The sequence below is a fragment of the Meiothermus granaticius NBRC 107808 genome (assembly GCF_003574355.1).
Lineage (GTDB): Bacteria > Deinococcota > Deinococci > Deinococcales > Thermaceae > Meiothermus > Meiothermus granaticius.
In genome coordinates, this window is sequence record NZ_QWLB01000004.1 from 49,569 (window position 1) to 69,064 (window position 19,496).

The following is a 19,496-nucleotide window of genomic DNA, read 5'->3' on the forward strand; positions in this document are numbered from 1 at the left end:
GCTTTAGACCACCTTCAGATACATCCCCGCTAAGGCCAGAATCCCCCCCATCAGCAGCAGGCCGGTCGCCCAGAGCAGGGGGCTGGCATATAGGGTGTGACCCAGAATCATCCCTAGGGCCGCCAAGGCCAGCAAGGTTAGGGCAAAGGACAGCTCAGCCCGGGTCGAAACCGCCCCCAGCCCCAGCGGCAGCAGAGAACCTAAGAAAGACGATAAGGCCGAGATTCCAGCCGCCAAGGCGCTTTCCCTCAGCACGGCCTTGCCCAGTTGGGTGGTGGCCAGCTGGCCTCGAGCCGACAAACTGAGCTGTTTTGCCGCCTGTACCAACTCCCCCCGCAGCCGCGCATACTCCGCGGTGAAAAACATAAACAAGCCGGTCAAGAGGGAAACTGCGGAGATGCGCAGGGCCAGAGAAAGGGTGAGCGGATCCCCCGCGTTTAGCAGGCGGCCCGCCGCCAGGGTTAGCGCGGTAAGGATTCCGTCGGTGATCCCCAGCACCACCGAGAACTGCAGCCGACGAAGCAGCGCAGAACTCACCGTTCCCCTCCGCGCCGGAGCAAGGCCCGCTCCACCAGCCGCCCCACCACCAGTTGGTCGAGGCTATGCACCACACACCCGATCTGCTCAATGGTCCTGATCAGTCCTGGATAGTCAATCTCATCCCCCTCGAGGGTGATTTCCGTGCCCATGGTTTCCAGGTCCATCTCATTGACCGTGATGTTGAACCCCTCCACTCCCCTCACCTGGGCAATTGCCTCGGCCAGCTCGAGCAGGCTGGGCCGGGCTAAAGCCTTGTCCACGTCTAAGACCACGCGTCGTATGTTCACTGGATCCCCCGCTTCAGCCTAGTGCACCACCATCACGGGACAATGGGCGTAGCGCAGCACCCGCTCGGACACCGAGCCCAGCATCCAGCGTTGCACCGCGGTCAGCCCCCGCCGGCCCAGCACGATCAGATCGCTGTGCGCTTCCTCGGCGTAGCGCACCAACACCTCCGCAGGGTGGCCTACCCGGCGGTGCACATGCAAGGTGACGCCTTGCTCCTTGGCCGCGCTATGGGCCCAAGAAAAGGCCTGAGCCAGCGGGCTTTTCTCCTCCTCCAAAGCCCCTTCTATTTCCCCCTCGAGCTCTGCAAACTCCGGAGGGCGCACCACAGCGATCAGGGTGACCTCCCCCTGAAATGCCTGGGCGATCTCCAGGGCCACCTTTAGGGCCTTCCGAGAGGATTCAGAACCATCAAATCCGACCAAGATCTGCTTGAACATCTGAGCACCTCCCTCTTCATCCTAGGCCTGAGCCTCAGCGGTGGTAGCCGTAGAAGGCGAGACCGTTTCCATATGGGCGCGCGGCAGGAAAAAGCGGTTGGCAATCCAGGTGGGCACAATCGCGCTGGCGATCACCGCAGCCACCAGGAAGGAGTACTGGGCTGCGTTGATGATCCCATTGCTGAGCCCATAGAGCGAGCTGATGGTACCGAAGGTCAGGCCGGTGCTCATCAGCAAGGTGGTGTACATGGAATCCTGCCGCGGATACCGATACAGCTGGGTGACCGGAAAAACCCCCACAAATTTAGTCAGAATTTTTGCCCCCAGCAGCACCAAGAACACCCCGAAGCCGCTCAGAAGCGCGGGGACCTGCACCAGCGAGCCCGCCCGGATGAAGTAAAAAGGGGTCAGGAAGCCAAAGGTAAGGGTGCGGAGCCGCCGCACCAAGGAGTGGTCTTTGCCGACCGTTCCCGCCAGCACCATCCCAATCAGATAAGCCGGCAGCACCGCCTCAGAGCCGCTCCAGGTGGCAATGCCCCCTAAAAGGAACAGGGCAAACAGCAAGAACTTGGCCTCGAGCTCGCTGGTGCGCCCTCCGTAGTGGTGGAAGAAAGGACCCGTGATTCGCAGCAGAATCACCAGCCCCACGACCAAAGCCCCTATAAATATCAGGCTTCGGAGGCTAAAGGGGGCAAACAGGAGCCCCAGCGCAATCACGGTGGCCAGATCGTTGACAAAGCAGGCTGCCAGCACAAGCTTGCCGTAAGGGGTGTGGTTGAGGCCTAGCTCGAGCATGACTGCATACACCACCGCCACGCTGGTGGTGGAAAGCGCTATCCCGGCCAACCAAGCGGCTTGGGCGTGCCAGTCCAGAGCGAAATAGGCAATGGCCGCCACGCCAAAAAAGGGGACAAAAAACCCGACCAGCCCGAGCACCGTGGCTTCTTTCCAGCTCTTGCGAAAGGCCTGGGGATCCAGTTCAGCCCCCGCTAAGAACGTGAGCACAATGCTGCCGACCCCAGCCAAAAACGTAATCCAGCCCTGGTCGGTACCCAAAAATCGGGGCCCCACCAAAGCCCCGATCACCAGCTGCGCCACCACCCCCACCACAATTTCGGTGAGCGCCACCGAAAAGCGCAGCCAAATCGAGAGCAAGGTGGCGAATAGGGCCAGCCCCAACCACAGTGCCGCGCTGAACCATACGTTATCCATGTCCGTCCTCCTTCAGGGCGGGGCAGGGCATGCATAATTAAACTCCTACCCCCTTGGGTAGGAGCTATCAGCCTTAGCGAGGGTCAGCGGCTCGTTTGTAAGGCGGTTATGGCGAGCTCCATCGCCTTAGATTCAGTATATACAAACTTCCCTGAAGCTAAGCTGAGTTTTACCCACAAAGCAGCCCAAGCCTCCGCGACCTATTCATATCCGGCGGGCAACGCCGTGGGTCGGCTCCACAAGGATCACCCGGAAGTCATTGAGGTTGTTGGCCGTCGGGCCGGTGATGAGCAGATCCCCCAGTGCGGCAAAAAAGCGGCTCGAGTTGTTCTGTCGTAGGTAGGTTTTGAGTTCCAGCCCCAAAGCCCTGGCTCGAGCCGGGGTTTCAGGCGAGATCAGCGCCCCCGCAGCCTCGGTGTTGCCGTCAACCCCATCGGAATCAGCCGCCAGGGCCCAAACCCCTGAGCTGGACAGGTAAAAGGCCAACCAGGCCAGAAACTCCTGATTGCGCCCGCCCTGGCCCGGGCCCTGCACGGTCACGCTGGCCTCTCCACCGGAAAGCAGCACCACAGGGGGCCTGAAGGGGGTTTGGTGGACCCGGATGCTGTCCACTAAAGCCGCGTGGAAGCGGGCCAGCTCGCGGGCCTCGCCCTGAAAGCGGTCGGAGAGTATGGCCGTGAGGTACCCCCGCTGCTGCCAGTAAGCTCGAGCCGCCTCCAATAGGGTCTGGTTGCTCCCGATAATGCGGTTTTCCACCCGCGAGAACACCGGATCCCCCGGCTTGGGAGACTCGGGGAGCTGGCCCCTTACCCCACGAGTCAGGTGATCCCGCACCTGGGGGAAGTCCAGCCCGTACTTATCCAGCACCTCCAAGGCATCCCCGAAGGTGCTCCCATCGGGTACCGTGGGCCCCGAAGCGATCACCGAGAGGTCGTCGCCGGGAACATCTGAAAGGTAGAGGGCCAGGATCCGCGCCGGCGTCGCTGCGGCCAGCCGCCCTCCCTTCACCTGGGAGAGGTGCTTTCGCACGGTGTTGATCTCCTGGATATCGGCTCCCGAACGCAGCAAGGCCTGAGTCAGGGACCGCTTGAGCTCGAGCGAAACCCCCCAGGGTGCACACAGCAACGAGCTGCCCCCTCCGGAGATCAACAGGAGCAAAAAATCCTCTGGGGTGAGCTTGGATACCGCCTCCAGCACCCGCTGGGCCGCCTGCACGCTGCGCGCATCCGGGACCGGATGGGCTGCCGGAATCACCTGCCCCCACCGGGTCTGCACCGGGGATCCATCCTTGGGCACCGCCAGGAAAGTCGTCTGGGGGAAGACCTCACGGGCCGCCTCCAGCATGGTGAGGGCCGCCTTGCCCACCGCGATGATCAGGCTGGGGGTTTGCTGAGGCAGATGGGCTTTGGTCAGAAGGCTGGGGTGCGTCTGGGCCAGACCCTGCCTAAAGCTCTCGATCAAGGCGGCTCGCATCGTCCAACCTAGCCGTTATAGGCCTTGTCTAACAGCTCCATCGTGTGCAGTACCGGGAGATCTTTTCCCAGCTTGCGCAGGTGGGTCTGGATCTGGGTGAAGCAGCCGATGTTCCCGGTAGCCACCACCTGGGCCCCGGTAGCCAGGATGTTGCGGGCCTTGCGCTCACCCAGGGTAGCGGCGATGGCGGGCTGCTCGAGGTTATAGGTCCCGGCGCTCCCACAGCACAGCTCCCCTTCAGGGATCTCCAGCAGCTCCAGGCCGGGGATGCTCCGCAGCAGGGCTCGAGGCTCAGCCCGCACCCCCTGGGCGTGCGCCAGGTGGCAGGCATCGTGGTAGGCCACCTTGAGCGGGGTTTTGAGCGCGGGAGGCGGCTCGAGGCCCAGCTCCGCCAAAAACACCGAGACATCCCTGACCTTTCGGGCAAAGGCCGCGGCCTCGGTCTCTTCAGCCTCGCCCCGAAAGAGCAGGGGGTACTCCTTGAGCCCCGACCCACATCCAGCCGCATTGGTCAAGACCGCATCTACCTCACCGGAAAAGGCCCTTAGGTTGTTTCGGGCCAAGCTCAGCGCCCGTGCGCGCTCTCCGGTGTGCATAGCCAGGGCCCCGCAACAGCTTTGGGCCTGGGGGATCAGCACCTCCACCCCGTTCTTGGCCAACACCCGCAAGGTGGCCCAGTTGAAGTTGGGTTGCAATACCTGCTGGGCACACCCGGCCAAAAAAGCCACCCTGGCCCGCCGCCGACCTTCTGCGGGGAACAGCTCAGGCAGGGGCTGGGCCATAGGAAGGGCCTCAGGGAGCAGTTCCAGAGGGGCTTGCAAGGGCTTGGGAAGCAAGGGCTTCATCCGTTGGCCCAGCTGACCCAACATCGCGGCGGCCCGAAAGCGGCGGGGGTAGGGCAGGGTCTCTTGAATGGCCATCCTGTACAGCTTTTGAAAGGGTGGGCGGTGGCGGCGGGGCTCGCTCCAGCCCCGGAAGGTGCTGATCAGTTCGCCGTAGGGCACCCCGCTGGGGCAGGCCGTTACGCAACCCACGCAGCCCAGGCATTTATCCAGGTAGGGGGCCGCCTCCTCGAGCTCGAGGTTGCCCTCCAAGACCTCCTTCATCAGGAAGATGCGCCCTCGAGGGGAGTCCATCTCCTCGCCCAGCACGCTGTAGGTGGGGCAAGCCGGTAAGCAAAAACCGCAGTGGACGCAGGCCTCTACCGCATGCGCCATGATTTCGCCCTGAGGGCCGAGTTCTTGAACGGGGATTTTGTGCTGCATAGGGGTTAGGGGGCAAAGCGGCTTAGGGGATCGAGGGCTTGGGTCACCCGGTGGCCGAAGGCTTGGGAGCAGTCTACCCCGATCCGAGGGGACTCGAGGTGAGCCGCCTCCCCTCCCCCGAGCACCAAGCCCGAAAGCCCTTGCGACCGGAGGAGCTGATCCAGTTGCGCGATTTCCCCAGGCCAGCGGAGGTAGAGTAAATTCCCTGCGCTTAGGTAGCGCCGCTCCCCCATTGGAAGCCGGGCCTCCAACGCGGAAATTTGCTTGGCGGTGATGGGCACTTTCACCAGATGCCCCGCCCCCCACTGAAGCTGCCCGATCTCGCGCCAGTACTGGCGCTCCGGCTCCCCCTCGAGCCGCTCGACCGCTCGGGAGGTCCCCAAAAACCCCAAGATCCGCTCGATTCGCAGAGGTAAGGCCTGGCCCAACCCCCCTACCCGCAGGATCAGCCGGGCCGGGCTGGGCTCGAGGTCGAGGGTATAGAACTCGAAGGGGGAGCAGGCCAGCGCGTAGAGGGTCTGAATGGCCTCCTCGAGGCTTCCCAGGCTCACCCGTAGGGTTACGGTGGCCTTGGGAAAGGGAAAAACCTTGAAGGCCACCTCGGTCAGAACCCCCAACCGCCCCAGGCTGCCCACCATCAGCTTGGGCAGATCGAAGCCCGCAGCATTTTTCACCACCTTCCCCCCACCCTTGATCAGGTTGCCCTCCCCGTCCACAAACTTGACCCCAAGGATGAAATCGCGCACCCCCCCATAGCGCTGCCGCAGCGGCCCAGAAAGCCCCGCAGCCACAGTCCCGCCTAGGGTGGCCCCGGCCTCCACGAAGGGCGGGTCAAAGGGCAGATACTGCCCGTGCTGGGCCAGCAGGCCCTCCACCTCGATGAGGGGGGTTCCGGCTTGGGCGACCAGCACAAACTCACCGGGGTCGTACTCGAGGACCCCCCTCAGGCCGGTCATGTCCAGCACGGCCTGGCCGGCTCTCGGGGTGGAGAGTGCGGGTTTACTGCCCCCCCCTCGGGGAAGCCACCGCTCCTGGGTGGGGATGGCTTCCTGCAGTTCCTGTACAGTGGTTGGTCGAAGGGTCATACCGGCTCCACGGGTGGGCTCATTCCCGCGAGATTACCCCGGCTTGCTCCAAAGGATGCGCGCCGTGCGCGGTTACTGCCGGGGCCTCCCCGCCTGGGAACATCTTCCCACGGTTGGACAGCTCGAGCGGGTCCACCGCCCGGCGGATGCGGCGCATGGCCTCCAGATCGGCTTCAGCAAACATCTCGGGCATATATTCTTTTTTCTCCATCCCCACCCCGTGCTCCCCGGTGATGGTCCCCCCTAGCCGCACACACATCCGCAGAATTTCCCCCGCCAACCTCTCGCCGCGCTCGAGCTCCCCCGGCACCTTTCCGTCGTACAGGATCAGGGGGTGCAGGTTCCCGTCCCCGGCGTGAAACACATTGGCCACCCGTAGGCCGTGTTCCTGGGAGAGCCGCTCGATCTCCGCCAGGGCCCGCCCCAGCTTTGAGCGCGGCACCACTCCGTCCTGCACGATGTAATCCGGGCTGAGCCGCCCCACCGCCGAAAACGCCGCCTTGCGCCCCTTCCAGATCTTCATTCGCTCTTCAGCGTCCCGGGCCACCCGGACTTCGTAGGGACCGGAGCGCTCGATCACCCTGGACAACTGCTCGGCCTCGGCTTCTACCTGTGGGGCCTCGCCCTCGAGCTCCACGATCAACAGGGCCCGGGCGGCGGTGGGGTACCCCGCGTGAACTGCGGCCTCGGCGGCCTCAATCGCCAGGTTATCCATGATCTCCATCGCCCCTGGAAGCAGCCCGCTGGCCACCACCGCCGCGACCGCATCCCCTGCCTTCTCCAGGGCATCATAGGCGGCCAGAAGGGTGTGGTATTTCTCCGGCTTGGGCAGCAGGCGCAGGGTGACCTCGAGGGCAATCCCCATCAGCCCCTCTGAGCCCACAAACAGCCCCAACCAGTCCGGGCCGAGCCCCTCCAGGCTCTCCCCACCCAGCTCCACCACCTCCCCGGTGGGCAGCACCACCTTGGCTCCCAGCACGTGGTTGGAGGTCATGCCGTACTTAAGGCAGTGGGCCCCACCAGAGTTAAACGCCAGGTTGCCCCCAATGGTCGAGACCGGCTGCGAGGAGGGGTCGGGGGCGTAGTACAGACCGTAAGGGGCCGCCGCATCCGAGACCCGCAGGTTGATGTGCCCAGGTTGCACCACCGCGATCCGCTCGTTGGGGTCAAGCCGCAGCAGCCGATTCAGGCGGTTCAGCCCAATCACCACCCCACCCTCAACCGGCAGCGAGCCGCCTGAAAGGCTGGTGCCGGAACCTCGAGCCGTGAAGGGAACTTTATGGCGAGCACAAGTCCGCACGATTTCGACCACTTCTTCGCTGGTTTGCGGCAAAACCACCGCGCAGGGCCGAGCCCGGAACGCGGTCAGCGCGTCAGACTCATAGGGGGCAAGCTGAGCGGCCTCGGTCAAGAAGCGTTCTTTGGGAAGAATCCGGGCCAGATCAGCCAATAGCTCGGCAAGGGTCGCGGAAGCGGTCATAGCTGCTCCTATGTCCTCGAGCATACCGGAAACCGGAAGAAAAGCGGCACTTGACCCCACGGGCAACTGACCCGCTCGAGCGAGCCTCAACCGCTAAGCTAAAGCGGATATGCTGGCCCAGGTACGAACCTACAGCCTGTTTGGCCTCGAGGCCCAGCCCATCACGGTCGAGGTGGACGTTTCGCAAGGGATGCCCTTCTACGCCGTGGTAGGCTTGCCCGACAAGGCCGTGGAGGAGTCGCGCGAGCGCGTGCGAGCCGCCCTCAAGAACGCTGGCTTTCCCTATCCCCAGGGGCGGGTGGTGATCAACCTGGCCCCGGCAGAACTGCGCAAGGAAGGCACCCATTATGACCTGCCCATTGCCCTGGGGCTGCTCTGCGCCCAGGGAACCCTTCCCCCCGAAGCCCTGAAAGGCTTTGCGGCGGCGGGCGAGCTGGGCCTGGACGCGGAACTACGCCCGGTTCCGGGGGCGGTTAACCTGGCCCTGGGGGCCCTTCTAGAGGGCTACAAGCTCCTGATGCCCCAGGCTTCTGCCGAAGAGGCCGCCCTGATTGAAGGGGTGCAGGTGTTTGGGGCGGCGCATCTGGCGCAGCTGGTGCAGTTTTTGCTGGGGGCCGAAGAACTGCCCGCCGCCCGTGCGGGCCAGGTTGTGCAAAGCCTGGATGCCTCCCTCGATCTGCTCGACGTCAAGGGCCAGGCCAAGGCCAAGCGGGCCCTGGAGATCGCTGCTGCCGGAGGGCACCACCTGCTGATGAGCGGCAGCCCCGGCTCGGGCAAGACCATGCTGGCCAAGCGTCTGCCGGGTCTGCTGCCACTGCTGGCCCCGGAGGAGGCGCTCGAGGTCACCCGCATCCACTCCGCCGCCGGGCGGCTCATGAAGGGCCTCCTCAAAACCGCCCCCTTTCGCAGCCCCCACCACACCGTCTCGGATGCCGGGTTGATTGGCGGCGGTACCATCCCCAAGCCCGGCGAGATCTCCCTGGCCCACCGGGGGGTCTTGTTCCTGGACGAGTTCCCCGAGTTTTCCCGCGACGCCCTGGAAGTGCTGCGCCAACCCCTGGAAGATGGCGTGGTCACCATCTCGAGGGCCCGGGCCAGCTTTACCTATCCAGCCAGATTTCTCCTGGTGGCTGCTATGAACCCCTGTCTCTGTGGATTTTGGAATGATTCTCAAGTACCCTGCACCTGCACCCCCGGCCAGCGTCTGCGCTATGTGAACCGAATCAGCGGCCCGTTGCTGGATCGCTTCGACCTGGTGGTGGAGGTGCCCCGGCTTACCCCGGAGGAACTGGCCCGTGTTCCTGAGGGTGAATCTACGGCAATGGTGCGGGAACGGGTGCTGACGGCGCGGGAGCGGATGCAGTCCCGCCAGGGCAAGCTGAACAGCGAACTCTTTGGCCGCGATTTGCGGCGACACACGGTGCTTTCTCCCTCTTCCGAGGCCCTGCTGCAAGCCGCCACCCAGCGCCTGGCCCTCACCGCAAGAAGCTATGACCGCATCCTGCGGGTGGCGCGTACCATCGCCGACCTAGCGGGGGCGGAGTACATCCAGGAAGCCCATCTGGCTGAGGCCCTGACGTATCGAAGGAGTCTGCCCTAAGGCGCCCCGCATCCGGCCTTATATCCCGGCCACCTGGAACACCCCACCCATCTCGGCATTGGCCTCCCTGATTTTTTCCTCCCCGGTCACCACTGCCAAAGCAGCTTCCCCTTGCAGATAGGTCTCGGCTACCCGGCGCAAATCGCTGAAGTGCACCTCGAGCATCCGCTGCTTGAAGCGCATTTTCTTGTCCAGGGTATACCCTGCCAGATCACTGAAAAACCGTACCCGACCCTTATTATCTGGGGAGAGCAGGGGATCCACGTCTCCTGCAGCCCCCAGGATGGCCTCTTTGAGTTTTTCGGCCTCGAGGTCCCGCCCCAAGAACTCGAAGATCCCGCCGTAGACCTGAAACGTGCGCACCACATGGGGATCCCGATAGGAGAGCAGGGCGAAGGTCCCGCTCTCGGGCCGGGTCACGGCAAAACCGCCATAGGCTCCGCCTTTCTCGCGAACCTCCTTGTGCAAGTACTCGGTGCGCAGGAGCTGCGCCAGCACCATCAGGGCTGGGGCATCCGGGTGGTCGTAGGGTACGGTGCGCCAAACCTTGGCGTTGTAGGCCACCGGAACCGCGGTGGTGCGGGCCTGGGGGCGTAGCTGGGCCGAGGGCAGAATGGTCTTCTCCTCGAGCAAAGAGCGCTCAGGCAGCGCCGCGAGCAGCTCCTGCACCCTGGCCTCCAGCCCGCCCAGCTCCTTCTCCTCGCTGGTCACACAGACGTTGACCTTCGCCCTGCGGAACAGGTACTGCCGGATGCGCTCGAGGTCATCCACCAGCGCCCCTAGCCCCGCCTCATCGAGCCCGGCCAGCCGCTTTAGGGTAGCCAGTTGCTCCAAACCTTCCCATCGGGCCTGCAGGCTGAATTTGCCCCCGAACTGGGCCTCGGCCAGATACCAGGCAAAGAGGTGTCCCGCCTGCACCACCCGGGCCTCAAACCCCGCCTTGAGCTGCCCCAGCAGGTTCTTGAGGTGGGAGGGTTCCCATTTCAAGTCGGTGAGAAGGTCACGCAGAATTGCCAAGAACTCCCCGTGGTTGCGATACAGGGCCTTTCCCGAGAGGGTAAACTTCTGGTTGAAGGCTTCCGCATCCCCTGGCAAGGTACGCAGCCCCACCGCCGCCCCGATCCCGCCGGTATGGGCCTCGATGCGCTCGGCCATCTCCAGATAGCTGCTCTTCCCTGCCCCCATCCGAGGGACCACAAAGGCAAACAGCGGCAGCAAATCCTTGAGGTCATCCGGCAACCCAGCGACCTCGAACTGCAGGTCGAGGTAGCTGATCCCATTGGTGGGTTGGGGAAACAACCCCAGGGTGTTCCCAGCCGATTCCCGAACGCGGTGGGGCACGTCCTCGAGGGTCATGGGGATATCGGAGATCTCCAGGGTGGGCAGCACCGAGAGGTCTTCAGGGGCCTCCTGTCGGGCTTTGAGGGCCTGGGCTTCATGGATGATCTCCTGCACCTGTGCATCGGACAGGGCTGCCCTAATGGCCTCCAAGCGGCTCCGCTCCTCGGCCTCGAGTCGCTCGGTCATCTGGGGATCGGGCTTGAGAAGGATGGTGGCCCGGTGGGGATTATCCAGGAGGTACTGGCGAATCAGCCCCTCCAGGAAAGGCCCCTTGGCTCGCTCGGCCTCAAGGCCCTCCAGGGCCGCATCAAACTGTAAGGCCAGATAGGGGTCCCCCCCGTTGAGGTAGGGCATCGCCAACTGGAAGAACACCTTGAGGGCATAGGGCATCCCGGCGTTGGAAACCTCGCGCGACTCGAGCTCCATGCGGTGAATGGCCGCATCTACCATAGCCCGGTCCAGCCCCTGCTCGGCCTGCTCCCGCAGAGTGTTCAGGATGATTTCCTCTACTGCCGGGGCGTCCTCGGGGTCTATGCCCTTGAGCCCCGCCCCAAAGACGGCCTCACGGAAATCGGCCTCCAGACCGGTGCCGTCGGCCAGGGCCTCGCCCAGCTTGCTCTCGATCAGGGCCTTGCGCAAAGGGGAGGCTGCGTTGGCCAGCAAAACCCTTTCCAGCACGCTCAACCCCAGAATCTCGACCTCGTTCCCCACAAACGCCGTCTTCCATCCCACCCAAACCTGGGCCTTCTTGGCCAGGGGCTCGCCGGGAGCAATCGGGTAGGTAGCCTCCCGTCGGACCGGGCGGTTAAAGCGGGGCTGATCGGGGATGGCGGTCTGGGGATCAATCTTTGAAAAGCGCCTGAGCACCTGCTGCTCGATGGTCTCTAAAGTCCCCTCCAGAGGCAGGTTGCCATAAGTGTAGAAATAGGCGTTGGAGGGGTGATAATGCCGAGCGTGAAAGGCTTTGAGCGCCTCCCAGGACAGATCGGGGATGTAGCGGGGATCCCCGCCAGAGTTATGGGCATAGGTCAGGTTGGGAAAGATAGCCTGCCCGATCTCACGGTACATTACGCTGGCCGGAGAGGACATGCTGCCCTTCATCTCGTTGAAAACCACCCCTTCATACCCCAGCGGTGAGGCCGGGTTGTCCAGCTCGGCAAACTGGTAACGCCACCCCTCCTGGCGGAAGCTGTCATAGGAGATGGTCGGGAAGAAGCAGGCATCGAGGTAGACCTCGAGCAGGTTGTGGTAGTCTTTGGGGTTGCGGGTGGCAAAGGGGTACACCGTGCGATCCGGCCAGGTCATGGCATTCATGAAGGTCGAGAGCGAGCGCGGGCCCATAGCAAAGAAGGGATCACGCACCGGGTAGCGCTCGGAACCGGCCAAGACCACATGCTCGAGGATATGGGCGATTCCGGTGGAATCCTCGGGCACGGTGGGAAAAGCCACCGCGAAGGCGTTGTTGTCGTCCGGGCAAGCGATGTGAATATGCCGGGCCCCGGTGGGCTCGTGCAGAAGTTCGTGATAGGTGCCGTTAAGGTGCGGCAGGGGCGCAGTGCGAATCACACGATAATTACCGATGCGGGCATCTTTTTCTAAAACAGCCATGGTTATGAGTGTAACCCAGCCCGCCCGAAGGAGCATGTCCTAAGTCGCAAAGCCCCGGCGGTAATCCAAAGCAAGCTCACCATTGCCCCCCGCCCAGGGGCCGGATACTACAGGGGTCGGGCTTCGGCCTAGATCCCACTATGAACTTTCTTGAACTCATGCGCGAAGACATCCAAGCTGTGCTGGACAAAGACCCCGCAGCCCACAGCGCCCTCGAGGTCGTGCTCACCAGCCCCGGCCTCCACGCCCTGTGGATGCACCGGCTCGAGCACCGGCTATGGAAGGCCGGGTTCCGCTTGTTGGCTCGAGTGATCGCTCACTGGACGCGCATGTTCACCGGGGTGGAAATTCACCCTGGGGCCACGATCGGGCGGCGGGTGGTCATTGATCACGGCATGGGGGTGGTGATCGGTGAGACCGCTGAGGTGGGCAATGATGTGCTGATCTTTCATGGGGTGGCCCTAGGAGGCACCGGCTTTGGCCGAGGCAAACGCCATCCCACGGTTGGAAACAACGTGCTGATTGGCACCGGGGCCAAGATTCTCGGGCCCATCACCATTGGGGACGGGGCCCGGATAGGGGCCAACAGCGTGGTTCTGGAGAACATTCCCCCCGATAGCACCGCGGTCGGGGCCCCGGCCCGGGTCATTCGGCGCAAATCGCCCGTCTGAAGGGGGCCTTCAAGCCTGGCCCTTCAGGGGCAAGCAAATCCAGAAACGAGCCCCGCCCTCCGGGCGATTATCTGCGTCCACGCGACCTCCGTGGGCTTCTACCAGGGCCTTGACGATTGCCAGTCCGAGGCCGGTGCCGCCGCTCTCGCGGGCCCTCGAGGGCTCTGCCCGATAGAAGCGCTCAAACAGATGGGGCAGGTGCTCTGGCGCAATGCCCGGCCCGGTGTCGCAAACCTCGAGCCGTGCGTTTTCTCCTTCAGAATCCAGTTTTACGATAATCCGTCCCCCCTTTGGGGTGTGGCGCAGGGCATTTTCCAGCAGGTTGAGGAGCACCTGCTTTAGCCGCTCGGGGTCGGCGTGGGTGGAGAGGGGCCGGAGGGTGGCTTCCAGTTCAACCCCCGCCGCCTCGGCCCGGGGTTGAACGCTGGCCAGTGCATCTTCAACCAGGCCGTCCAACGCAATCAACCGGGGCCGTAACACCAGCTGGCCGGTGTCAGAGAGCGAAAGGGTGCGCAGGTCCTGCACCAGCCGGGTCAGCAGGTCCACCTCGCCTACCAGGCGGCGCAGATTCTCGGAAGAAGCCTCCAGCAAGCCGTCGGACATGGACTCGAGGTCGCCCTTCAGGATGGTCAGGGGGGTGCGTAGCTCGTGGGCGATATCGGCAATCATCTGCCGCTCGCGCTCCTCCTTGGCTGCCAGCTCGGCGGCCACATCGTTGAATGCCCGGCCCAGCTCGGCCAGCTCGTCCCTACCCTGCACCCTTACCCGCACAGCATGTTCTCCCCGCCCAAAGCGGCGGGTGGCCTGGGTCAGGGCCTGCACCGGCTGCACCAGACGAAAGGCCAGGTAGGTTCCCACGCCCAGGGCCACCCCCAGGGCCAGCAGGCTGGAACGCCAGCTCGAAGCCTGCAACTGCGCCAGCAGGATCTGCCGCCCACGGCCCGGCGTCCCCCCTGATAGTGTTTCCCCGCTACGGGCGGCCTCGTTGCCGGCCACGAAGTTTTGAAAGTGGTCTCGGGCCTCCTGGTAGCCCAGCCAACCGGTAAGTCCCGCAGCAAAAACAGCCACCAGGGCAAAGGCCAGGGCCAGCCGAACCACCAGCTTCATCGCAATCTCCCCCTAGTCAGCGTTGGAGCCCATTCCACTCAAGCGATAGCCCACCCCGCGCACGGTCTCGAGCTGCTCTCCGCAGGCGCCCAGACGTTCCCGCAGGTTCTTGATGTGAACATTGATGGTGCGTTCATCGACTCCGGAGTCGCCCAGTGCGTCCATGATCTCGTTACGGGTAAAGGCCTTGCCGGGGTGTGCGGCCAGAGCAGCCAGCAGGCGCAGTTGCGTGGGGGTAAGGCTCAGAGGTTCTCCCCGGCAGCGGGCCTGGAAAGCCTCGAGGTCAATCTCTAACCCCCCCACCTGGTAGTGCTGGGGGGTCCTGACCTGGCCCTTGCTGCGGCGCAGCACCGCCTTGACCCGCGCCACCACCTCCCGGGGGTTGAAGGGCTTGACGATATAGTCGTCGGCGCCAAGTTCCAGGCCCAGGAGCCGATCCACGTCCTCGGCCCTGGCGGTAACCATCAGGATGGGCACTTCCGACTCGCGGCGGATGCGCTTGGTTACCTCCAGGCCGTCGAGCTCGGGAATCATGAGGTCCATCAGGATCAGGTCGGGCTGGACCGCCCGCCAGAACTCGAGGGCGCGTTTACCGTCCGCAGCCCGCTCGGTGCGAAAACCTTCGGCCCGCAGATACCGCTCGAGGACATCAGCGATGCGGGCCTCATCCTCCACTATCAGCACCCGTTCTCCAGCCATAGTCCCCCTCATGGTAAGGCCCTCTTCAAAGAGCAGAAGCCCCCTCAGGGGGGCCTCCGCTCGGGAGGGACATCAACCTAGCGCCAGTTGGGGCCCCTCTGCCAGCCACCCACCGGATTACCGCCCATGCAACCAGGGCCCATCCCACCCATCTGCCCTTGGGCCATCTGACCTTGCACAGGCGCGTTCTGGAGGTTGGGCGCACCCAGCCCACGCCCGTTCATCTGGGCCCTCATCTGGGTTTCGACCTGGAGTTGGGCCTCTTGCATCTGGGCCGGGGTCAGGCTTCCACCCTGTTGGGCCGCGGCCTTGAAGAAGTTGAGGTGCGCCACCAGCGAGGCCCGCTTGAGATTCTCGAACACCCGGGTCAGATCGGGGTAGTTCTGCACCGCCGCCAGCAGCTTGTCGTACATGGCGGCATTGTCCACTTCGGTCTGGACTTCCTGCTCGGCAACGGTCACCAGGTTAGCCGGAAGGGTGATCTTGCCCAGGTAGGGGTTGGAAGTGGGATAGGCTACGCCGTATTTTTCCAGTTGCCGCTGCAAGGCCTGGATGTGTTGGGCCTCGGAGGCGCGGATGCTCACGTAGGGCTCGAGGGCCCCATACTTCTGAATCACCGCGTCGTAGGTGGCATAGGCCGCGTACTCCCCTACCGGCCCGGTCAGGGCTTCCAGCAGCGCCTCTTTGGCCTGGTCGCTCAGGGTCAGGGTGGGGGTAATCGGGCTCGGGGATCCAAACCTCGGCTGGGCCAAACCAAGGGCCAGCGCACCGATGAGCAAAACACCTAGCATGATTTTCTTGGTCATAGGACTCAACTCCTTTCTAACCAAGAGAAGCCTAGGCCCTTTTGAATTGAGGCAGGGCTAAGGCTTTGTAAATTTTTGATATAGGGGTGGAAGGTCCGGGCTCCTCAGGCCCTGGGGCCAGAGAACCTCGGGCAGGTCCTCGTGGAGCAAACCCCTGAACCTGCCCGACACCACCCTAGCTAGGCCGGTGGACTGTCGTCACTGCTGGGAGAGCGTCCCGATGATCTTGAACAGCGGGAGGAACATCCCTGCCACAATCAAGCCCACCACAAGCCCCAGGAAGATGATCATCAAGGGCTCAATGGCCGCGGTCAGGCTCGAGACCGCCTCGTCCACCTCGCGCTCATAAAAATCTGCGATTTTTTGCAGCATGGTGTCTAAGGCCCCAGTCTCCTCACCGATGGCGATCATAGACCCCACCATGGGAGGAAAGATCTGGGGATAGGCCTGCAGCGTGGTATTAACCGGCTCGCCGGACTGAATGGCCACCTTGGTCTGGTCAAGAATGTCTTCCACGATGGAGTTGCCCGCGGTCCCCTTGGTGATATCGAGGGACTCGACGATATTGACCCCGCTGGTGATCAACAGGCCAAAAGTGCGGGAGAAGCGGGCCAGCGAACTCTTCTTAACCAAGTTGCCGAACACCGGCATCCGCAGTTTGAAGGCATCAATCACCCGCTTGCCCCGCTCGGTACGGTAATAGGCCCGGTAGCCAAAGTATGCAGCGACCACTATGAGCACAATGACCAGGGTTCCGTGGCGCAGGAAGTCCGAGACCGAGATCAGGAATCGGGTAAGCAACGGCAACTCAGAGCCCAGGCTGGTGAGAATTCCAGCAAACTGGGGAACGATGGTGGTCAGCAAAAAGTAGGTGACCAGTACCGCGAACACAAACACAATGGCGGGATAGGTCAGGGCGGAGCGAATCTTACCCCTCAGCTCGAGGTCTTTCTCCAAAAAGTTGGCCAGCCGGTCCAAGATAGCATCGAGGGTACCCGAGGTTTCCCCGGCCTTGACCAGGTTGATGTATAGACGGTTAAACAGCTTGTGCTTGCTCAGGGCCTCACTAAAAGAGGCCCCACCCTCTACCTCGGTGCGCACGTCTTTAATGATCTCCCGAAACTTCTTCTTCTCGGTTTGGCGCTCCAGAATGGCCAGTGCCTGAACAATCGGTAACCCGGCGTTGAGCATCGTAGCAAGCTGGCGGCTAAACACCGCCAGGTCTTTCAAGTTGGGCTGCGGGTCGAGGCCAGGGATTTTGATATCGGCCTGCAATCCCCGCCCAGGCTCCTTGATCTCTGCGACAAACAGGCCTTTTTCCCGCAGGTTACGGGCTAAACTGCGCACGTCGTCGGCTTCTGCCACGGCGGTGATCAGGCGGCCCTGCTTGTCCCGCGCCTTGTATTGAAAGGTGGCCATACTGGCAATAGTATAGCCAGCGAATGGCGGCGGCTGGGTTATTTGCCCGCCCCATTCCTAAACATGGACATCGCTGGGCTCAAAGCACAACTTCTGGCCGTCTTGTTTGCAGCGGGAAAACCCCTGGGCTTAGGTGAGCTGCGCCCCCTGGGGGAACCGGAGCCCTTGATGCGGGCCATCGTCGCGCTGGAGAGCGATCTGGCCGACGGGAGCTTGGGGGTGCAGCTCGAGCGGGTTGCCGGAGGGTGGCGGTTGGTGGTGCATCCCCAGCATCTAGAGGCGGTAGGGGGGGTTCTGCGCCCCCAGCCCCCCCGGCTCTCCAAGGCAGCGCTGGAGGTGTTGGCCCTGCTGGCCTACCAGCAACCCCTAACCCGGGCTGAGCTCGAGGCCCTGCGAGGCAAGAGCGTGGAAGGGGTGCTGGACGGGCTCCTGGAGCGGGGAATTGTGCAGGTGGTAGGGGAAAAAGACGCGATTGGGCGGCCTCGCCTGTACGGAACCTCTCAGCGCTTTCTTGAGCTCTTCGGGCTCGAGAGCCTCGAGGATCTCCCCCCTTTGGGCGAGGGCCCCGTTCTCTTGCTGCGCGGCTAAAGGCCCCGCGCATGGTGAGCTGAAGCCCCCTCCTGGGGGAGCCAATGCCCTAAATTTTTGGGGGCAAAATCGGTAAGATGTTCCCCAATTTGGATCGGGTTTCCATTTGGGTTGAATGTGGGGTAAGTTAAGGCAGCGAGGAAAGCATGGTGGAAGCGTTGAAGACCCGGGTGGAGGATGGGCGGCGAATTGAACTGTTAGGACTGCCCTTGGACTTGGTCACGCTGGAGGAAAGCCTCGAGCGCATCGCCCTGATGATGAATCAACCGGGCACCCATCAGGTGGTCACCCTCAACCCTGAGGCCATCATCCGGTGTCAAGATCACCCCGACTTACCCAGGGCCATCCGTGAAGCAGAGCTGGTGGTTGCAGACGGGGTGGGCATCCTCTGGGCGGTTTCCCAGCTCACCCCCTATACCGTGCCCGAACGGGTGGCTGGGGCCGATCTGGTCCCTGCCCTGTTCCAGCACTTCGGTTCCAAGCTGCGGGTTTACTTCCTGGGGGCCAGGCCGGGGATCGCCGAAAAGGCTGCCGAACGCTCCCGGCACAAGTACGGAATCCAGGTGGTCGGGGTTCACGATGGGTATTTTCAAGACGAGGCCGCCGTGGTTGCGGGGGTTCGTCAGGCCCAGCCCGACCTGCTCCTGGTGGGGATGGGGGAACGCCAGGACACCTTTATCCATCGGAACAAAGCCGCGCTGGGGGCCAAGGTCGCTATCGGGGTGGGGGGAATGTTGGACGTGCTGTCCGGCGAGGTCAAGCGGGTCCATCCCATCGCGCAAAAACTCAAGATTGAATGGCTGTTGCGGGTGGCTCTGGATCGCAAACGCTGGAATCGGGCCCCGCGGCTGTGGAAGTTTGTTCAGCTCGTCCGCAGCAAGCGCCGACAGGGCCATTAGGCCTGCCCCTACTCTTCTATTCGTCCGTGAGCCGCAGAGCGCAGGAGGTTTTCTAGCTCTGCCCTCGTATGGATCTGCTTGAGCCCGGGGTGCAGCTCCGGGTTGGCCGGGAAGTACCGGTAGAGCACCTTGCGAAGCTGGCGGAGGCCATGAAACTCGCCGTACCACTGCACATTTAGCTCGGCGTGGCGCAGCGCGGTCTGTATGCGTTCCGGGAGGGACGGGGCCGGCGCCCCGGAGGCAATTTGGCGAAAAATCCAGGGGTTGCCCACCGCTCCCCGGCCAATCATCACCCCGGCCACCCCGGTCTGGAGGCGCGAGTGGAACTGCTCAGGGGTGGTCACGTCGCCCGAGCCCAGCACCGGCACCCGCACGGCCTCCGCCACCCGGCCGATGGCCTCCCAGTTGGCCTGGCCCTCGTAGCGTTGGCGGCTGGTGCGGCCATGCACGGTGAGGAGGGCCACCCCGGCGGCTTCCAGGCCCAGGGCAATCTCCAGGCTTTGGTCCTGATCCCAGCCCAGGCGAATCTTGGCGCTGACCTCGAGGCTCGTCCCCTGCCGCATGGCCCGCACCAGGGCATAGGCCCGCTCGGGGGTCAGGAGCAAACAGGCCCCACCCCGCCCGGCCAGCTTGGGCGCCGGGCAGCCCATGTTCAGGTCTATCGCCACCGGCGAAAAAAGCGCCTCGGCTTTGGCGGCAGCCTCGCACAGCACCTCGGGGTCGTCGCCAAAGAGCTGCACCACCAGGTTGGGCTCCCCTGGATACGGTGCGCCCAGCTCGGTGGATTTGCGCTCCCCGGCCAGCAAGCCCCGGGCCAGCACCATCTCGCTCACCGTCCAGGCCGCCCCGTGCTCCAGCGCCAGCCTGCGAAAGGGGGCATCGGTGTAGCCCGCCATGGGGGCCAGCACGGCCCGGGGGCTCTTAAGGTGCTCTCGGTAAAAGCCGGTTTTGGGCGTTGCTGTCGCGGTCACAACCTCT

General features: G+C 63.6%; 18 protein-coding genes and 1 riboswitch. Of the genes, 4 read left to right on the forward strand and 14 right to left on the reverse strand.

Annotated features, from left to right (window positions below; genetic code table 11):
* Positions 1 to 3: 3 nt before the first annotated feature.
* From Mgrana_RS02195 to Mgrana_RS02230, 8 genes are all read right to left on the reverse strand, one after another.
* The gene (locus Mgrana_RS02195; protein ID WP_119355972.1) at positions 4 to 537 is read right to left on the reverse strand and encodes a hypothetical protein; all 534 of its coding nucleotides are present in this window, start codon (positions 535 to 537) and stop codon (positions 4 to 6) included.
* Positions 534 to 827 carry a DUF211 domain-containing protein gene (locus Mgrana_RS02200; RefSeq protein ID WP_119355973.1) on the reverse strand — a complete coding sequence of 98 codons (294 nt, stop codon included), beginning with the start codon at positions 825 to 827 and terminating at the stop codon, positions 534 to 536. Before Mgrana_RS02200 ends, Mgrana_RS02195 begins: the two co-directional genes overlap by 4 nt.
* Before the next feature lie 18 nt (positions 828 to 845).
* A complete protein-coding gene (locus Mgrana_RS02205) occupies positions 846 to 1,265 on the reverse strand; it encodes a universal stress protein (protein WP_119355974.1) in 420 nt (139 codons plus the stop codon).
* A gap of 21 nt (positions 1,266 to 1,286) precedes the next feature.
* A complete protein-coding gene (locus tag Mgrana_RS02210; protein ID WP_119355975.1) occupies positions 1,287 to 2,477 on the reverse strand; it encodes a cation:proton antiporter in 1,191 nt (396 codons plus the stop codon).
* Between the two features lie 51 nt (positions 2,478 to 2,528).
* Positions 2,529 to 2,612, reverse strand: a riboswitch (Fluoride riboswitch).
* A 69-nt stretch (positions 2,613 to 2,681) separates the two neighbouring features.
* The gene (locus tag Mgrana_RS02215) at positions 2,682 to 3,950 is read right to left on the reverse strand and encodes a glycerate kinase type-2 family protein (protein WP_119355976.1); all 1,269 of its coding nucleotides are present in this window, start codon (positions 3,948 to 3,950) and stop codon (positions 2,682 to 2,684) included.
* 8 nt (positions 3,951 to 3,958) lie between these two features.
* Entirely contained in the window at positions 3,959 to 5,215 is a 1,257-nt protein-coding gene (gene glcF, locus Mgrana_RS02220; RefSeq protein WP_119355977.1) for a glycolate oxidase subunit GlcF, read from the reverse strand.
* A gap of 5 nt (positions 5,216 to 5,220) precedes the next feature.
* A complete protein-coding gene (locus Mgrana_RS02225; protein ID WP_119355978.1) occupies positions 5,221 to 6,300 on the reverse strand; it encodes an FAD-binding protein in 1,080 nt (359 codons plus the stop codon).
* Positions 6,301 to 6,319: 19 nt separating this feature from the next.
* Positions 6,320 to 7,780: an FAD-linked oxidase C-terminal domain-containing protein gene (locus Mgrana_RS02230; protein ID WP_119355979.1), complete on the reverse strand. Its 1,461-nt coding sequence runs from the start codon at positions 7,778 to 7,780 to the stop codon at positions 6,320 to 6,322.
* A 109-nt stretch (positions 7,781 to 7,889) separates the two neighbouring features.
* On the opposite strand from Mgrana_RS02230, the gene Mgrana_RS02235 reads away from it, so the two are divergent.
* Entirely contained in the window at positions 7,890 to 9,380 is a 1,491-nt protein-coding gene (locus Mgrana_RS02235) for a YifB family Mg chelatase-like AAA ATPase (RefSeq protein WP_119355980.1), read from the forward strand.
* A gap of 18 nt (positions 9,381 to 9,398) precedes the next feature.
* Here Mgrana_RS02235 and Mgrana_RS02240 read toward each other — a convergent pair whose 3' ends face one another.
* Complete coding sequence (locus Mgrana_RS02240) at positions 9,399 to 12,329, reverse strand: insulinase family protein (protein WP_170146375.1); 2,931 nt, start codon at positions 12,327 to 12,329, stop codon at positions 9,399 to 9,401.
* 140 nt (positions 12,330 to 12,469) lie between these two features.
* Between Mgrana_RS02240 and cysE the strand changes: the two genes are divergently transcribed.
* Positions 12,470 to 13,000, forward strand: coding sequence for a serine O-acetyltransferase (gene cysE, locus Mgrana_RS02245; protein ID WP_119355982.1), 531 nt, complete (start codon positions 12,470 to 12,472; stop codon positions 12,998 to 13,000).
* Between the two features lie 9 nt (positions 13,001 to 13,009).
* Here the strand turns inward: cysE and Mgrana_RS02250 are convergent, their stop codons facing one another.
* The 4 genes from Mgrana_RS02250 to pilC all read right to left on the reverse strand — a co-directional run bounded on the left by Mgrana_RS02250 (position 13,010) and on the right by pilC (position 17,031).
* The gene (locus Mgrana_RS02250) at positions 13,010 to 14,107 is read right to left on the reverse strand and encodes a sensor histidine kinase (protein ID WP_119355983.1); all 1,098 of its coding nucleotides are present in this window, start codon (positions 14,105 to 14,107) and stop codon (positions 13,010 to 13,012) included.
* Between the two features lie 12 nt (positions 14,108 to 14,119).
* Entirely contained in the window at positions 14,120 to 14,806 is a 687-nt protein-coding gene (locus Mgrana_RS02255; RefSeq protein ID WP_119355984.1) for a response regulator transcription factor, read from the reverse strand.
* Between the two features lie 77 nt (positions 14,807 to 14,883).
* Positions 14,884 to 15,612, reverse strand: coding sequence for a ferritin-like domain-containing protein (locus tag Mgrana_RS02260; RefSeq protein ID WP_119355985.1), 729 nt, complete (start codon positions 15,610 to 15,612; stop codon positions 14,884 to 14,886).
* Between the two features lie 198 nt (positions 15,613 to 15,810).
* On the reverse strand, positions 15,811 to 17,031 hold the full coding sequence (pilC, locus tag Mgrana_RS02265) for a type IV pilus assembly protein PilC (protein ID WP_119355986.1): 1,221 nt from the start codon (positions 17,029 to 17,031) through the stop codon (positions 15,811 to 15,813).
* 63 nt (positions 17,032 to 17,094) lie between these two features.
* Here pilC and scpB point away from each other — a divergent pair, with 63 nt between their 5' ends.
* Together scpB and Mgrana_RS02275 are read left to right on the forward strand one after the other, a co-directional pair.
* A complete protein-coding gene (gene scpB / locus Mgrana_RS02270; protein ID WP_119355987.1) occupies positions 17,095 to 17,619 on the forward strand; it encodes an SMC-Scp complex subunit ScpB in 525 nt (174 codons plus the stop codon).
* Between the two features lie 146 nt (positions 17,620 to 17,765).
* Positions 17,766 to 18,518, forward strand: a complete 753-nt coding sequence (locus tag Mgrana_RS02275; protein WP_119355988.1) for a WecB/TagA/CpsF family glycosyltransferase — start codon at positions 17,766 to 17,768, stop codon at positions 18,516 to 18,518.
* Positions 18,519 to 18,526: 8 nt separating this feature from the next.
* On the opposite strand, the gene Mgrana_RS02280 is transcribed toward Mgrana_RS02275, so the two are convergent.
* Positions 18,527 to 19,489, reverse strand: coding sequence for a tRNA dihydrouridine synthase (locus tag Mgrana_RS02280; RefSeq protein WP_240631212.1), 963 nt, complete (start codon positions 19,487 to 19,489; stop codon positions 18,527 to 18,529).
* Positions 19,490 to 19,496: the final 7 nt, after the last annotated feature.

Coding starts and splice junctions, on each gene's coding strand:
- Mgrana_RS02255 (WP_119355984.1), bottom strand. CDS start 14,806: ATGGCTGGAGAACGGGTGCTGATAGTGGAGGATGAGGCCCGCATCGCT.
- Mgrana_RS02225 (WP_119355978.1), bottom strand. CDS start 6,300: ATGACCCTTCGACCAACCACTGTACAGGAACTGCAGGAAGCCATCCCC.
- pilC (WP_119355986.1), bottom strand. CDS start 17,031: ATGGCCACCTTTCAATACAAGGCGCGGGACAAGCAGGGCCGCCTGATC.
- Mgrana_RS02235 (WP_119355980.1), top strand. CDS start 7,890: ATGCTGGCCCAGGTACGAACCTACAGCCTGTTTGGCCTCGAGGCCCAG.
- Mgrana_RS02240 (WP_170146375.1), bottom strand. CDS start 12,329: ATGGCTGTTTTAGAAAAAGATGCCCGCATCGGTAATTATCGTGTGATT.
- glcF (WP_119355977.1), bottom strand. CDS start 5,215: ATGCAGCACAAAATCCCCGTTCAAGAACTCGGCCCTCAGGGCGAAATC.
- Mgrana_RS02250 (WP_119355983.1), bottom strand. CDS start 14,107: ATGAAGCTGGTGGTTCGGCTGGCCCTGGCCTTTGCCCTGGTGGCTGTT.
- cysE (WP_119355982.1), top strand. CDS start 12,470: ATGAACTTTCTTGAACTCATGCGCGAAGACATCCAAGCTGTGCTGGAC.
- Mgrana_RS02210 (WP_119355975.1), bottom strand. CDS start 2,477: ATGGATAACGTATGGTTCAGCGCGGCACTGTGGTTGGGGCTGGCCCTA.
- Mgrana_RS02215 (WP_119355976.1), bottom strand. CDS start 3,950: ATGCGAGCCGCCTTGATCGAGAGCTTTAGGCAGGGTCTGGCCCAGACG.
- Mgrana_RS02205 (WP_119355974.1), bottom strand. CDS start 1,265: ATGTTCAAGCAGATCTTGGTCGGATTTGATGGTTCTGAATCCTCTCGG.
- Mgrana_RS02230 (WP_119355979.1), bottom strand. CDS start 7,780: ATGACCGCTTCCGCGACCCTTGCCGAGCTATTGGCTGATCTGGCCCGG.
- scpB (WP_119355987.1), top strand. CDS start 17,095: ATGGACATCGCTGGGCTCAAAGCACAACTTCTGGCCGTCTTGTTTGCA.
- Mgrana_RS02260 (WP_119355985.1), bottom strand. CDS start 15,612: ATGACCAAGAAAATCATGCTAGGTGTTTTGCTCATCGGTGCGCTGGCC.
- Mgrana_RS02275 (WP_119355988.1), top strand. CDS start 17,766: ATGGTGGAAGCGTTGAAGACCCGGGTGGAGGATGGGCGGCGAATTGAA.